The organism is Curtobacterium sp. MCBD17_019, from assembly GCF_003234555.1.
Taxonomy (GTDB): domain Bacteria; phylum Actinomycetota; class Actinomycetes; order Actinomycetales; family Microbacteriaceae; genus Curtobacterium.
Window position 1 is genome coordinate 285,128 of sequence record NZ_QKTT01000002.1, and the last position, 12,701, is coordinate 297,828.

Here is a 12,701-nt window from a genome sequence, read left to right on the forward strand (position 1 = left end):
CGCCAGAGCGAGAAGCAAGCAATCTCATTCGCCGTCCGGGGCCTCTAGCGGTTCCGCTTCAGCTCGCAGCTGTGTCGTCGACCCCTGCCGTGTGGACGTACGAATCGGACGTGGGGTGTGCGTGGGCGCTGCCAACGGGCGGCTCGTGCGGGAACGGAGCGCGCGTGGTCGAATCCGCTTCGCCATACGCCACGACCTCGATGACGACCGAGTCCCACCGGTAGAGCTTGGCTCCCGCGGCCGGGCGTTGCGAGGTGATGTAGAAGAGTCCCGGCCAGGCGAGCGCGCCGATTGGCGGTCCGTCCGGGTCCGAGTTCGCCAGCACTACGCCCGCATCATGCGCAACGTCTCGCCCCACGTGGAAGGGCAACCCGACCACGTTGGGGACGATGACGCGATCTGCGGCACGCTCCACGACGTCCACGTTATGCCGAAGAGGGAACATCTGGAAGGTGCGGGGCCGGCCGGAGTTTCGTCCGATCAACGATCCCCTACGGGGCCCCTTCATCGGGTCAGGAGAGAGGGCTGAGCACAACGCAGCCGGTTCCAGCGTCGACGCGCACGACCGGCAGGCCGTCTCGATGCCCCTCGGCTCGAACGACGACGTCCTTGCCCACCGCTGAACTCACCAGCCGAAACAAGCGAACAAGCCCGTTGACGGCCTCGTCATCGATCAGCTCCCGAAGGTCGAAGTCGAACTCGATGGGGGCTCCCCAGTCGAAGAAAAAATTGACCTGGACGCCGTCGGTCGGCCAGACGGAATAGCTTTCTCCTTCATCACCTCCGCGGCGCTCCTCAATACGGATCCAAGGCGCGCTCATGAGGGCGTCACGCAACGTGTCCATGTCAGCCTCCAGGGAGGCGATCACTTCAGCATCAGGAAGGACCAGCGGCTCCAAGCCGTCAGCTTCACGGAACGCCTGCCGGAGAGCCTCCGCAGTGATCTCATCATTCACGATCCGAACCTCTCAGCTGAGCCCGGCGGGCGCAACGTCCCTTTGAGGGATCGATGTACGGACGCGCGAGAGCATCGGAACCTACTTATGAATCGTCGTCGCGCTCCGCGCGAAGCGCGCGCCGGCCGGCGATGCGCTGGACAAGCTTCCTCAAGAAGACGAGCTCGAGTGCCACCATGATGGCCAGGTCGAAGAGTGCGAACGCGACGCGCGCTGCGTCGAAGCCACCACTGAGCACGATGATGGGGAGACCGATCATCAGGGCGGCACCCGCGATTACGTTCCACCACGACTCGATGAGTCCTGCAGGCATACGGTTCGTCAGTTCCGGACGATCTGACGGATCGGTTCGATCCCACCACGACGTCATGCTCCGACGCTACCCGGCGCCCGTCGACCGCGACATAACTCAACCTCCTCCTTCCGGGCGTCGACCGTCTCGAAGCCCGGTCGTTCAGCGGACGTCCGCGCTCGAGGACAGACTGGATGAGTTATCTGATGAATCTGCTCGCGGATGACGCCCCGCTCTCGGACGCCTGCGCCGAGAGCGGAGCTGACCGTTAGCGGTCGGGGTGGGCTTGTCTGTCGATACAGCGGTAGACGGTCGCTCGTCCGACGCCGAACAGTTCGGCGAGTTCCGCGACCGAATGCATACCAGCTTCGTGCACCTCGAGGAGGTGTCGCTGTTGAGCGGCGCTGAGCTTCGGCTGCCGGCCGCGGAGGTGGCCTTTCGCTTTCGCGATCTGCATCCCCTCGCGGTGCGAGCTCGTATGAGGTCGGACTCGAACTCGGCAACCATCGCCAGGACGTTGAACAGCAGGCGGCCGACGGGGTCGTTGGGGTCATGGACGGAACCGCCGATATTGAGCTTGACGTTCTTGGCGGTGAGCTCGTCGACGATGTCCTTCGCGTCTCGAAGGCTCCTAGCGAGCCGGTCGAGCTTCGCGATGACAAGTGTGTCGCCATCCCGGCAGGAAGCGAGCGCTTCCCGAAGGCCGGGTCGCGACCTGTTGGTGCCGGTCAGGCCGTGATCGGTGTGGATGTTGGGCGGGACGACTCCGAGTCGCTCGAGCGCGATGCGCTGAGCGGTGAGGTCCTGTTCGTAGGTTGAGACGCGGGCGTACCCGATCAGTAGAGCGTTCATGGCGCGAGGATCCGCTGGCCGCCCCGAGGCCGCGTCGTCTCGCAACACAATCGGGCACCGAACGGCCCCAGTGTCTTCCGATCGGACAGCACTGGGCCCGACGTCATTACAGTCCGGCCGCGAAGCAGCCAAAGAGGATGCCGACCCCCACCATGGCGAGCGCGAGCGCGAGGAAGAGCCCAGCTGGCAAACGGCGGTATCGCTGCGCGGCCCGGTCACCGTAGAGGAACCGGACCTGCCGCACGAAGAACTCGCGACTCTCTTTCGGATCGGCTGAGAAGATCACGCCGAGCAGGACGAATGCGCCTCCAACGACCCACAGCGGCCAACTTGCTTCCACTCGGGTCCTCCTCCGCTGCCATCCGACCTGCCTGCCCAAGCAGCTTCAGCTCTCGTCTCCCCCTCTGTCGTCAACCGATCGGCTTCCGGACCTATCGCGAGGGCTTCCGCCAGACGGAGACGTGCGAGGCACTGTCAGCGGTGAACGGGGTCCGCTTCCAGTCAGCCGATCGATCGTCGAGGGTGAGTCCTGCGTGCAGCGCCATCAGGTCCAGCTCGCTGGGCCAGACATACCGCTGGGGTGAGTCGAACCGGGTTGCCCCGTCGACTCCGTGGAAGAAGTCGTAGTGGTGCGAGACGAGGAGCTGGTTCACGGTGTCGAACTCGTCGAAGCCGAGGTGGTCGTCCGAGATGTGGAAGGGCTTGTAGGTCTCGCCGGGGATGAGCCCGCGTAGTGGCGGGACGAAGACCTCCATGACCACCGCTCCCCAGGGGCCAGGTGCGCGGCGGCGTTCTCGAAGCATCGGAGCTGCGCTTCCTGCGTCAGGAGGCAGGTGATTGCGTTGTACGCCAGGAACACGACGGCGAACTCTCCCGGGAGCCGAGTGGTAGCCATGTCGCCGATGACGATTTCGAGGTCCGCGCCGCCGTCCTTCCGGCGCAACTCGTCGATCATCGGAGCGGAGAACTCGATGCCGGCGACTTCCAGACCGCGAGCGGCGAGCGGAAGCGCGACGCGTCCCGTGCCGATCGCGAATTCTGCGATGCGGCCGCCGGCGGCCAGGTCGGCCAGAAAGTCGACGGCGGGATCAAGAACGGACGGGTCGTACATCGACGCGGAGGACCGGTCGTAGTCGCGAGCGACTGCCTCGGTCCAGACGCGCGGGTTGAGCGATTGGGGCGTGAGAGCCACGGGTGAGCCTTTCGTTGCAGGGTGAACTGACCCGCCGCGGGAGGGCGACGGTTCTCGATCGCACTGTCAGTGGCTCATGACGCCGAGCCTGTCACGACTGGTCGGCGGCGGCAAGGAGCACGCGTCTCAATAGCCGATCAGGTTCCGGACGGCGCGGAGACCGTCAGGCGTGCGTGGTCGACGTCGAGGACGGCGTGCGTGCCGAGTGGCACAGTGACGAGGTTCTCGACGTGGCCGAGGGGCAGGCCACCGAGGACGGGGACGCCGAGGGCATCGAGGTGGTCGCGGAGGGTGTCAAGAATCGTCCACCCCCGGTCTTCGTAGCCGGCGAACTGGTCGATGCTCCCGAGTGCGATGCCGGCAACGCCGTCGAGTGCCCCGGAGTACCGCAGCTGTGTCAGCGCGCGATCCACCATGCCCAGCCCCGCGGCGCGGTTCATTTCGAGGAGGAAAATCCTGCCCGCAAGGTCGAGGTTCACGACCCCGACCGATCGCGCCAGCATTTCGAGGTTGCCGCCGAAGAGCGCCCCCTCCGCACGCCCGGCTGTGGTGAGCTCCGCCGAGAGGGTGCGAGCGTCGGCGTCAACGACGGTGTGGGCGCCCTCCATGAGCAGCCGTCGGACGTGGTCAGCGTGTGCGCCAGCGATCGCTCCGTGCAGCGTCGGGACGCCGGCAGCGTCCCACACGCAGTGCAGAGCAGTAATGTCGCTGTACCCGACCAGCACCTTGGGATCGGCGCGGAGGGCGTCGACGTCGACCTCCGGGACGATCCGGAAGCTGCCGCACCCTCCGGTGGACGCGATGACGGCTCGGACCGCCGGGTCTCGGATCACGTCGTTGAGGTCAGCGATGCGAGCGGCATCTGTGCCGGCGAGGTAACCGCGGTGGTCGAGTGCGTGCGGCGCGATGATTGCTCGAAGGCCCCACGACTCGACCTGCTGGGCAATCCAGCCGGGCACGGAGTCCTCCGGCCAGGACGCAGGCGAAACGATCGCGACGGTGTCGCCGGCGACCAGGGTGCGAGGTTCGAGCGTCGTTGCTTCCATGCCTCTGAACCCTATCCAGCGCCCCGTCACAGCGTCTCGATAGCCGATCGGTCAATGAGACGTCCTCGTCGCCGACCGGACGACTGTCTGGTGTCGTTAGGTCCCCCTGCCTAAGCTGGATGACCAAGCGGAGCGGGCGGAGGGTCCAGTGACGTCACTCGGATGGGTTCTGCTCGCTCGCGTTGTGGGTATCGAGACTTGGATGCATCTCGTTCTCGCGTCCGCAGCCGCGCATCCGGTTGCCGCGCTCCTTGTCTTGACGGTCGGCACCGCTGTGACACTGGGTCTCGTGCATGCCGTGGGCCGCGTGATCTGCGTCGTATTCGCGATCGGCCTCACCCTCTGGCCGGTGCCCAGCGCGACCAGACCGCAGCCGGAGCTGCGGCCTCAGATGAACGTGATGCTGGTAAGCGGGCACGGACCGTGCGCGCCGGGACGGCCCGTCCGTCGTCTCGCCGCACGCACCGCCTGATCGTTTCCCGCTGGGACGGTTCACTACCGCTGTAGGGGGCTGCCTACTGCTCGTGGAGTGGCGCGTGCGCGGTTCGACGGTTTCGCCGTCCGCTGCCGCTAACCATCTGGAGCGCTCATGCTCGCCAGCTTCCGTCGTCGTCACATCCCATCAAAAGTGCCCCCGCGGTACCGCCAGCCCTCTTGGCGCAAGATCGGCCTGTTGCGGGCTCGCGGGCGGCGCGTTCGCCACCGGGCGGCGCGGCATCTGATGTTGTTCAGCGGCTGGGTATGGTTCGCGGCAGCGTCGCTCGTCGGTTTCGAGATGTTCGACATGATCTTCGGCACGTTCCTGCTCGCGCCCGAACTGCTCCCGGTGGTGCTGATCGGGTTGGCTTTCGCGTGGTACTTCCGCGAAGCGCTCCGCAGGACGAAGGGGTCGATTCGAGTGCGCCTACGACTTGCGCGGATGCGCCGAAGTACACAGCCCGAGCGATCCGTACATCACCGGAGCTGACGGTGACGCTTCGTAGTTCGGGACGCAAGCCCCGTACTGCTGAAGGTTCGGTGAAGGATCGGCTACTGAAACAGCTGGCGGAGTCGAAGGTGACCGGATGAGCCGGGGGAGCTGTGCTCGACCCCGGCTCATCCGGTGCGGTCCCGCCAGCGATCATTCCGCTTTCGCCGGCTGTCGAGTCAGTCGGCTATTGCATCAGCTCGTGGACGGTGCTCACTGAGCGGTGAGCTGGCTCATGAAGGCGGACATGTCGCCGATGGCATTGTGCTCGACGATCTGGCCGTCGCGGATGACATCGACGGCGACGGCTTCGAGGCGGGTCGCGTTGCCGTTGGCGGGGATGCCGAACAGGTCGCCGTTGCTGAAGGTGCCTTCGAGGACCCAGTGGGTGTAGACGGTGTCGCCGTCGGCGGCCTGGCCGAGGATCGTCATGGTCTGGTCGGGGACCGCGGTCTTCGCGGCGAGGTCGGAACCCATCCACATGTCCCTGTTCATCGCGCCGCCGTTGGTGTGGTTGACGAGCTCCTGGGAGATGTAGGTGTCGAACGCGCCCTGCAGGTCGCCGCCGTTGTAGGCGTCGTAGAAGGTGCGGGCGATGGTCTTGTTGTCGTCGGTGGTACTCATGGTCTTGTCCTTCGGCTGGGAGCGGTCACTCACGAGCTTGTGGGTGAGGTCGTGTGATGCCCGGGCTGCGGGCGGTGGTCAGTTGGCGGAGAGCAGCAGCGTGTTCAGGCTCGGGTCTCGGACGAGGAAGCCGGCGTCGGATTCCTCGATGGGTCCGTCGACGGTTCCGAGGACGTGGTCGAGGCGCTCGTGGGTGTCGAGGCGGAGGGTGAAGGCGCGCATGCGGGCGGTCCCTGCGGGTGATTGCGGTGCGCCGACGCCTTGCCAGGTGTTCACTGCGATGCGGTGGTTGAACGCGCCGCCACCACCGAGGTCGCCCATGTGGAAGCGGGGTGCCCACACGGCCTGGTTGAACCCGAACGTGCGGTAGAAGTCGTATGCGGCTTCGAGGTCACCGACGTACAGGTGAACATGGCCGATCTTCGTGCCCTCCGGCACGGGAAGGGTGGTGTCGTCATCGGGCAGTGCGGCGAGGACGGCGCGGACGTCGAGCGGTTCACGACCGTTGGAGCGAGTGCCGTCCTGGCGGATCACGGACGGCCCGTTGTCGTCCATGCGGAACTCGAGGAGACGTTCCGGCGTCTCGAGGGTGATCTCGACGGTGATACCGTCCGGGTCGAGGAGGTAGATCGCCTTCGACATGATGTGGTCGGTCGGCGAGATCTGCCAGCCGACCCGGATGAGGCGGAGCAGGATCCGTGCGAAGTCCGCTTCTGTCGGCGGGTGCACGGCGAGGTGGTAGAGCCCGCTGTGGCCCTGCAGGAACCCGGTCTGAGCGCCCGGGTGCAGGGTGACGAGCGTCCGCGCCTTCGTACCGAGCTCGACCTCGTCCTGGGACTCGGACCGCAGGACGAGACCGATGACATCGGTCCAGAACGCGGTGGAACGGCCGAGGTCGGTGACCTCGAGGTGCACGGCGCCGAACTCCGCGACCTCACGGTCCGGGGTGCCAGGCGCGGCCGCGTTCGGGGCGGGGCGCGGGTCCGAAGAAGTGTCGAGGGGATTCATTGCTGCTCCTGCAGAGTTCGACGTCGGCGTGGGTCCCGGGCCGCGCTGCTGCCCGAACCCGGAGTTACTTGAAAGATCAAGCACCGAAGACCACTGTACGCCGTTTTGTTGAACAGTCAACCATCTGCTGCAGAACATTCCTGATGGCTCGTCGCAGCAGTAGCGGGCCTGGATACAGGACGCTCGCCAGCCGAGCGAGGAAGGCGTCGCATCGGCTGGCGAGCGGAAAGAGATGTCAGCGCGCGATCGGGAGGAACGTGCGGTAGAGCGGCACCGCAACCGCCGTCGTCACGAGGTGCATGATGCCGAGCGCCACGCCCGCGGTCATCATCGCGGAGTCACCACTGACGGCGAGGAGCACGTCGGGGATGAGGGAGAGCACGAGCACGACCGGGACGAGAATCGCGAGCACCCGTCCAGCCGACCGCGTGCGGCTGATGAGCGCCCACCCGATCGCACCGACCAGGACGCCGACGACGGTGAAGGTGACGTACGCCGGCGCCGTCAGGCCCTGTACTGCCGTGTCAGCACCGGCCGCCAGGGCGCTCACGGCGATGATCGCGTTGGCGATACTGCCGATGACGGCGGCGAGGACCGTCGCGATGAGAACTCCGCGAACCCTGCTCGGGCGGCGGGTGGTCGTGTCGATCGTGCTCATGGGACTTCCGTTCTGAGAGGGGCGGCCGCATCGGATGAGCGGGCACGGCGGAGCAACTGACTGACGGGTGCCAGTCCGAGCGGTCGGGGGTCTGTGGAGTGGGCGGCCTGTGGAGTCGTAGGTCAGTCGTGAGCCACCGGCGCAGCGGCGGCGCGCGCCGCCGGCCCGCAGTCGGCGTCCGGTGTCAGGAGGTTCGCGGCGATCGGCCGCAGGATCGCTGCAAGATCACCGACCCGCTCGGGCGGGATGGCGTTGAAGAACGCCCGCCGAGCCTCCTCGACGTGATGCGGTGCCGCTCGCTCGATGAGCGCTCGACCCTCGGCGGTCAGGGTGGCTACGAGAGAGCGCTTGTCCGTCTCGGACGGCACTCGACGCACCCACCCACGCTTCTCGAGCTTCGTCACCGCGTGCGACAGACGGGAGAGTGAGCCGTTGGTGAGGAAGGCGAGGCTGCTCATCGGGGCGCTGTCATCGGGCGACTCGCTCAGCATCGAGAGAACGTTGTACTCGAAGCGGGTCATCCCGAAGTCACGCTTGAGCTGAGCGTCGAGGGCCGAAGGCAGCAGCTCGATGATCGCAAGGAGATCCATCCAGGCTGCCGCCTCGGTCTTGTTGAGCCAGCGCGGTTCGTCCATGCGCACATCGTCGCAGAAAAAACTTGACTGTTCAACAAAACGGTGTGTACTGTCGCTCTCGTTACTTCAACGTTCAAGCACAAGGAAGATCATGCTCATCGCACTCTGGATCATCAATGGCCTCCTGGCGCTCGCGTTCCTCGGAGCCGGCCTGATGAAGCTGGCACGCCCGACCGAGGCCCTCGCCAGCAGCGGGATGGGCTGGGCGGCCGACTTCGCCAGCAGCCACGTCAAGCTCATCGGCCTCGCCGAGGTTCTCGGCGCGATCGGTCTGATCCTGCCGCTGCTGCTCGGTATCGCGCCGATCCTCACCCCGATCGCTGCGATCCTCCTCGCGGTCCTCATGCTCGGCGCCGTGGTCGTGCACCTGCGCCGCAAGGAATCTCCGGCGGCGCCGATCGTCCTGATGATCCTCTCGATCGTCAGCGCGATCCTCGGCTTCATCGCCCTCTGAACTCACCCTCTCCAACCGCACCACCTCTGAAACAGGAGCACGCATCATGACCAACATCAGCATCCTCGGCACCGGCAACATGGGCACCGCGATCGCCTCCGTCTTCTCCGACGGCGGCGCCACCGTCGAGTCCATCAAGCACTCCGACGAGCCCACCTCCTTCGCCGGCGACATCGTCGTCCTCGCCGTCCCGTACGCGGCCCTCCCCGAGATCGCCGACAAGTACAAGGCCGCCCTCGCCGGCAAGACCGTCGTCGACATCACCAACACCGTCGACTTCGCCACCTTCCAGCCCGTCGCCTTCGACGCCGGCAGCGGCGCCGCGGACCTCGCCGCCCGCCTGCCCGAGTCCCACGTCGTCAAGGCGTTCAACACCAACTTCGCCTCCGCGCTTGCCGCGAAGAGCGTCGGCGGCAAGAAGACCGCCGTCCTCATCGCCGGCGACGACGCCGACGCGAAGGCCGCCCTCCGCGAAGCGATCACCGCCGGTGGCCTTGACGCCTACGACGCCGGCCCCCTCGCCCGCGCCCACGAGCTCGAGGGCATCGGCTACCTCCAGATGGGCCTGGCCGTCTCCGAGCAGATCGGATGGACCGACGGTCTCGGGGTCATCAAGTGACGATCGCCGTCACTGGCGCGACCGGTCAACTCGGCCGCCTGATCGTCGAGCACCTCCTCGCCCGCGGCCTCGCTGCCGATGACGTCGTCGCGGTCGGCCGCAACGCCGACCGCCTCTCGACACTGTTCCTCGACCACGATGTCCGCACCGCAGTCGCCGACTACACCGACCCGGACGCCCTCCAGGCCGCGTTCCACGGCATCGATACCCTGGTGCTCGTCTCCGGCAGCGAGGTGGGCCAGCGTGTCCCGCAGCACACCAACGCCATCCGCGCCGCGGAACAGGCCGGCGTGCAGCACATCGTCTACACCAGCGCTCCCCGCGCCGACACGTCGACGCTGTTCGTCGCACCCGAGCACAAGGCCACCGAGGACCTCCTCGCGGCCTCACCCGTCACCGCGACCGTGCTCCGGAACAACTGGTACAACGAGAACTACGAGCAGGCGTTCGCCCAGATCGCCGCGACCAGCCAGTGGCTCGCCAGCAGCGGCACCGGCCGGATCGCCTCGGCCTCCCGCTCCGACTACGCCGAAGCGGCAGCCGTCGTCGCCGCAACGGACGCGCATCGCGGCGAGACACTCGAGCTCGCCGGCGACACCGCCTGGGACGGCGCCGAGTTCGCCGCCACCGCCAGCCGTGTCCTCGGACGCGACGTCGCGTACGCCGGCGTCTCGTCGGAGGAGCACCAGGAGGCACTCGTCGCTGCAGGTCTCGACGAAGGCACGATCGGGTTCCTCGTCGGCCTCGACGCCGCCGTCGCCGACGGCGCGCTCGACGGACCCTCGACGGTCCTCTCCACGCTGATCGGTCACCCGACCGAGACGCTCGAGGAAGCCTTCCGCCGCTTCCACACGGCCTGATCCACCCGCGGATCCACGACGCTCCGTGGTGCCGGATACTTCCGTCCGTACCACGGAGCGTTGTCGCATCCATGCCGCACGGCCAGCGAAGTCTGCACCTCCAACTTCAAGTAGTTGCACTGTGCCTCGCAAAGTGCAAAGCTGCAGAGTGTGAACACATCTGAGCGCACGCGACTGCTTCGCCGTCGCATGATCGCCACGGCCCGTCGCCGGACGATCGCGGACGGCCTGAACGGGTTCACCATTGAGCAGCTCTGCGAAGAAGTTGGTGTGTCCCGCCGGACGTTCTTCAACCACTTCGCGTCGAAGGAAGACGTCGTGCTCGGGATCGAGCTCGGCGTCGAAGACGACCTGCTTGCCACCTTCGCTGCGGGAGCGGCGGTCGACCCCGACCTCGCTCCCTTCGAAGCGGCGGTCGCACTGGCGATCGAACATCTCCATGTCGTCGGCCTCGACCGCGGCGAAGAAGCCCTCATGCGGGACGTCCTGGAACGCGAGCCCTCCCTCGTGGCGCGATTCGTCACCGCGACCGACCGGCAGATGAACCTCGTCGGCGACGCCATGCGCTCCCGATTCGGATGGACAGACCCGGCCGACGACCGCGGGCGGCTCGTTGCCGAGATCATCGGCGCACTGCTCAAAGCGACCGCGTGGCGGTTCTTCGCCGATGACGACGGGCCGCCCTTCGAGGACATCCTCCGCGCCAACTTCCGCCTTGTCACAGCGATGGCGAACTCGGACAGCCCCGCTGTCCCGGCCAGCAGTGCGCCGCTCTCGGCGGCACACTCGATCAACGAACTGGAGCACACCCCATGAGCTCGACCAAGAGCGCGAAACGGGCAGGACGGTCCGACGGGCCACTCCTGCTCACCCAGCGCCGCATCTGGACCATCTTCTCGGCGCTCATCGCGGGCATGCTGCTGTCGAGCCTCGACCAGACCATCGTGTCCACGGCGATGCCCACCATCGTGGGCGAGCTCGGCGGTGTCGCGCACCAGGCGTGGCTGACCACGGGCTACCTGCTGGCCTCCACGATCGTGATGCCGATCTACGGCAAGTTCGGCGACGTCCTGGGTCGGCGGAACCTGTTCCTCATCGCCATCGCGCTGTTCACCATCGCATCGGCCGGCTGCGCGTTCGCCGGTGACTTCACGCAGCTGATCGTGTGGCGTGCGGTGCAGGGCCTCGGCGGTGGCGGTCTGATGATCCTGTCGCAGGCGATCATTGCCGACATCGTGCCCGCGTCGCAGCGCGGCAAGTACCTCGGCCCGCTCGGTGCGATCTTCGGCCTCTCGGCGATCGGCGGCCCGCTGCTCGGTGGGTTCTTCGTCGACCACCTCACCTGGAACTGGGCCTTCTACATCAACATCCCCGTCGGGATCGCCGCGTTCTTCATCGCCTGGTTCGCACTCACCCTGCCCACCAAGAAGGCCGAGAAGAAGATCGACGTCCTCGGCGTGCTCCTCATGTCCGCCGCCACCACCTGCCTGGTGTTCTTCTCCGAGTTCGGCGGCAACAAGGACCACGGCTGGGACGCCCCCGAGACCTGGGCCTGGTTCGCCGGCCTCGTCGTCGCCGCGGCCCTCCTCGTGCTCGTCGAGTCCCGCGTCGAGGACCCGGTGCTCCCGATGTCGTTCTTCCGCAACCGTACCTTCCTGCTCGCGACCGGCATCGGCCTCGTGCTCGGCATCGGCATGTTCGCCGCCATCGGGTTCGTCCCCACGTTCCTGCAGATGGCGTCCGGCACCTCGGCCGCAGTCTCGGGGCTTCTCATGCTCCCGATGATGGTCGGCCTCATCGGCACCTCCGTCGTATCCGGCAACCTCATCACGAAGACCGGCCGCTACCGGATGTTCCCGATCGTCGGCACGATCCTCGTCGCCGCCGCGATGCTGTGCTTGACGCAGCTGGCTGCGGACACCCCGATCTGGCTGATCTGCGTCTACCTGTTCGTCTTCGGCGCCGGCCTCGGCCTCATCATGCAGGTCGTGGTCCTCGTCGCACAGAACGCCGTACCCGCCGAGCAGGTCGGCACCGCCACCTCGACGAACAACTACTTCCGCGAGGTCGGCGCCTCCCTCGGCACCGCCGTCTTCGGTGCACTGTTCACCGCACGTTTGACCACCTCGCTGACGGACGTGTTCCGCGGCGCCGGCGGTTCCGCGACGGATGCGGCGTCCTCGGCGGGCAGCATCGACCCCGCGACCGTGGCGAAGCTCCCCGAGGCGGTGCAGAACGGCATCGTGAACGCGTACGCCGACTCCCTCGCGCCGGTGTTCTGGTACCTGCTGCCGTTCATCGCCGCCGCGTTCCTCCTCGCGCTGTTCCTGCCGCAGATCAAGCTCTCCGACACGGCCGGCATGGTGGCCCGCGGCGAAGCGATCGGCGGCGCAGAAGCCGACGAACTCGAGAAGGCGCGACAGGACGCCGCTGCAGCCGGCCAGCCGGCTGCAGCCGCAGCCGCAGCCGCCTCAGGCTCGGACACCGTTCGAGCCGGGACCCGTCGCGACAAGTAGCCGGACAGAAGGAGGGGCCGTC

General features: G+C 67.0%; 18 protein-coding genes and 1 pseudogene. 7 read left to right on the top strand and 12 right to left on the bottom strand.

Annotated features, from left to right (window positions below; translation table 11 throughout):
• Window positions 1–58: 58 nt before the first annotated feature.
• From DEI82_RS03235 to DEI82_RS03265, 8 genes and pseudogenes are all read right to left on the bottom strand, one after another.
• Window positions 59–415, bottom strand: a complete 357-nt coding sequence (locus DEI82_RS03235) for a PASTA domain-containing protein (protein ID WP_146242816.1) — start codon at window positions 413–415, stop codon at window positions 59–61.
• A 97-nt stretch (window positions 416–512) separates the two neighbouring features.
• Window positions 513–956 carry a hypothetical protein gene (locus DEI82_RS03240; protein ID WP_111035774.1) on the bottom strand — a complete coding sequence of 148 codons (444 nt, stop codon included), beginning with the start codon at window positions 954–956 and terminating at the stop codon, window positions 513–515.
• An 85-nt stretch (window positions 957–1,041) separates the two neighbouring features.
• Window positions 1,042–1,326 carry a hypothetical protein gene (locus DEI82_RS03245; RefSeq protein WP_146242817.1) on the bottom strand — a complete coding sequence of 95 codons (285 nt, stop codon included), beginning with the start codon at window positions 1,324–1,326 and terminating at the stop codon, window positions 1,042–1,044.
• Between the two features lie 190 nt (window positions 1,327–1,516).
• A pseudogene (locus tag DEI82_RS03250) lies at window positions 1,517–2,100 on the bottom strand (recombinase family protein).
• A 106-nt stretch (window positions 2,101–2,206) separates the two neighbouring features.
• Complete coding sequence (locus tag DEI82_RS03255) at window positions 2,207–2,440, bottom strand: hypothetical protein (protein ID WP_111035775.1); 234 nt, start codon at window positions 2,438–2,440, stop codon at window positions 2,207–2,209.
• A gap of 91 nt (window positions 2,441–2,531) precedes the next feature.
• Window positions 2,532–2,855 carry a hypothetical protein gene (locus tag DEI82_RS16440; RefSeq protein WP_258371942.1) on the bottom strand — a complete coding sequence of 108 codons (324 nt, stop codon included), beginning with the start codon at window positions 2,853–2,855 and terminating at the stop codon, window positions 2,532–2,534.
• On the bottom strand, window positions 2,750–3,211 hold the full coding sequence (locus tag DEI82_RS03260) for a bifunctional 2-polyprenyl-6-hydroxyphenol methylase/3-demethylubiquinol 3-O-methyltransferase UbiG (protein WP_258371940.1): 462 nt from the start codon (window positions 3,209–3,211) through the stop codon (window positions 2,750–2,752). The genes DEI82_RS16440 and DEI82_RS03260 overlap by 106 nt, the downstream gene beginning before the upstream one ends.
• 218 nt (window positions 3,212–3,429) lie before the next feature.
• On the bottom strand, window positions 3,430–4,368 hold the full coding sequence (locus DEI82_RS03265) for an LD-carboxypeptidase (RefSeq protein WP_258371933.1): 939 nt from the start codon (window positions 4,366–4,368) through the stop codon (window positions 3,430–3,432).
• 172 nt (window positions 4,369–4,540) lie between these two features.
• Here DEI82_RS03265 and DEI82_RS03270 point away from each other — a divergent pair, with 172 nt between their 5' ends.
• Entirely contained in the window at window positions 4,541–4,810 is a 270-nt protein-coding gene (locus DEI82_RS03270; protein WP_111035776.1) for a hypothetical protein, read from the top strand.
• A 117-nt stretch (window positions 4,811–4,927) separates the two neighbouring features.
• Complete coding sequence (locus DEI82_RS03275) at window positions 4,928–5,305, top strand: hypothetical protein (protein WP_111035777.1); 378 nt, start codon at window positions 4,928–4,930, stop codon at window positions 5,303–5,305.
• 213 nt (window positions 5,306–5,518) lie between these two features.
• Here the strand turns inward: DEI82_RS03275 and DEI82_RS03280 are convergent, their stop codons facing one another.
• From DEI82_RS03280 to DEI82_RS03295, 4 genes are all read right to left on the bottom strand, one after another.
• Window positions 5,519–5,929, bottom strand: a complete 411-nt coding sequence (locus DEI82_RS03280; protein WP_111035778.1) for an ester cyclase — start codon at window positions 5,927–5,929, stop codon at window positions 5,519–5,521.
• A 78-nt stretch (window positions 5,930–6,007) separates the two neighbouring features.
• Window positions 6,008–6,937 carry a VOC family protein gene (locus DEI82_RS03285; RefSeq protein ID WP_181435011.1) on the bottom strand — a complete coding sequence of 310 codons (930 nt, stop codon included), beginning with the start codon at window positions 6,935–6,937 and terminating at the stop codon, window positions 6,008–6,010.
• 235 nt (window positions 6,938–7,172) lie between these two features.
• Window positions 7,173–7,595, bottom strand: coding sequence for a DUF6069 family protein (locus tag DEI82_RS03290; RefSeq protein ID WP_220037227.1), 423 nt, complete (start codon window positions 7,593–7,595; stop codon window positions 7,173–7,175).
• 122 nt (window positions 7,596–7,717) lie between these two features.
• A complete protein-coding gene (locus DEI82_RS03295; protein WP_111035780.1) occupies window positions 7,718–8,230 on the bottom strand; it encodes a MarR family winged helix-turn-helix transcriptional regulator in 513 nt (170 codons plus the stop codon).
• A gap of 91 nt (window positions 8,231–8,321) precedes the next feature.
• Here DEI82_RS03295 and DEI82_RS03300 point away from each other — a divergent pair, with 91 nt between their 5' ends.
• The 5 genes from DEI82_RS03300 (at window position 8,322) to DEI82_RS03320 (ending at window position 12,679) form a co-directional block, all read left to right on the top strand.
• Window positions 8,322–8,684, top strand: coding sequence for a DoxX family protein (locus DEI82_RS03300; protein ID WP_111014261.1), 363 nt, complete (start codon window positions 8,322–8,324; stop codon window positions 8,682–8,684).
• A 46-nt stretch (window positions 8,685–8,730) separates the two neighbouring features.
• Window positions 8,731–9,303, top strand: coding sequence for an NADPH-dependent F420 reductase (locus DEI82_RS03305; RefSeq protein WP_111035781.1), 573 nt, complete (start codon window positions 8,731–8,733; stop codon window positions 9,301–9,303).
• On the top strand, window positions 9,300–10,163 hold the full coding sequence (locus DEI82_RS03310) for an SDR family oxidoreductase (protein ID WP_111010758.1): 864 nt from the start codon (window positions 9,300–9,302) through the stop codon (window positions 10,161–10,163). Before DEI82_RS03305 ends, DEI82_RS03310 begins: the two co-directional genes overlap by 4 nt.
• A gap of 114 nt (window positions 10,164–10,277) precedes the next feature.
• Window positions 10,278–10,979: a TetR/AcrR family transcriptional regulator gene (locus DEI82_RS03315; RefSeq protein ID WP_181435082.1), complete on the top strand. Its 702-nt coding sequence runs from the start codon at window positions 10,278–10,280 to the stop codon at window positions 10,977–10,979.
• Window positions 10,976–12,679 (top strand): MDR family MFS transporter, encoded by a 1,704-nt coding sequence (locus DEI82_RS03320; protein WP_111014265.1) that lies wholly within the window; start codon window positions 10,976–10,978, stop codon window positions 12,677–12,679. The genes DEI82_RS03315 and DEI82_RS03320 overlap by 4 nt, the downstream gene beginning before the upstream one ends.
• Window positions 12,680–12,701: the final 22 nt, after the last annotated feature.

Excerpts from the sequence above, each read along its gene's own strand:
- DEI82_RS03245 (WP_146242817.1), bottom strand. The coding sequence starts at position 1,326 with ATGACGTCGTGGTGGGATCGAACCGATCCGTCAGATCGTCCGGAACTG.
- DEI82_RS16440 (WP_258371942.1), bottom strand. The coding sequence starts at position 2,855 with ATGGAGGTCTTCGTCCCGCCACTACGCGGGCTCATCCCCGGCGAGACC.
- DEI82_RS03260 (WP_258371940.1), bottom strand. The coding sequence starts at position 3,211 with ATGTACGACCCGTCCGTTCTTGATCCCGCCGTCGACTTTCTGGCCGAC.
- DEI82_RS03270 (WP_111035776.1), top strand. The coding sequence starts at position 4,541 with ATGCATCTCGTTCTCGCGTCCGCAGCCGCGCATCCGGTTGCCGCGCTC.
- DEI82_RS03275 (WP_111035777.1), top strand. The coding sequence starts at position 4,928 with ATGCTCGCCAGCTTCCGTCGTCGTCACATCCCATCAAAAGTGCCCCCG.
- DEI82_RS03280 (WP_111035778.1), bottom strand. The coding sequence starts at position 5,929 with ATGAGTACCACCGACGACAACAAGACCATCGCCCGCACCTTCTACGAC.
- DEI82_RS03285 (WP_181435011.1), bottom strand. The coding sequence starts at position 6,937 with ATGAATCCCCTCGACACTTCTTCGGACCCGCGCCCCGCCCCGAACGCG.
- DEI82_RS03290 (WP_220037227.1), bottom strand. The coding sequence starts at position 7,595 with ATGAGCACGATCGACACGACCACCCGCCGCCCGAGCAGGGTTCGCGGA.
- DEI82_RS03295 (WP_111035780.1), bottom strand. The coding sequence starts at position 8,230 with ATGGACGAACCGCGCTGGCTCAACAAGACCGAGGCGGCAGCCTGGATG.
- DEI82_RS03300 (WP_111014261.1), top strand. The coding sequence starts at position 8,322 with ATGCTCATCGCACTCTGGATCATCAATGGCCTCCTGGCGCTCGCGTTC.
- DEI82_RS03305 (WP_111035781.1), top strand. The coding sequence starts at position 8,731 with ATGACCAACATCAGCATCCTCGGCACCGGCAACATGGGCACCGCGATC.
- DEI82_RS03320 (WP_111014265.1), top strand. The coding sequence starts at position 10,976 with ATGAGCTCGACCAAGAGCGCGAAACGGGCAGGACGGTCCGACGGGCCA.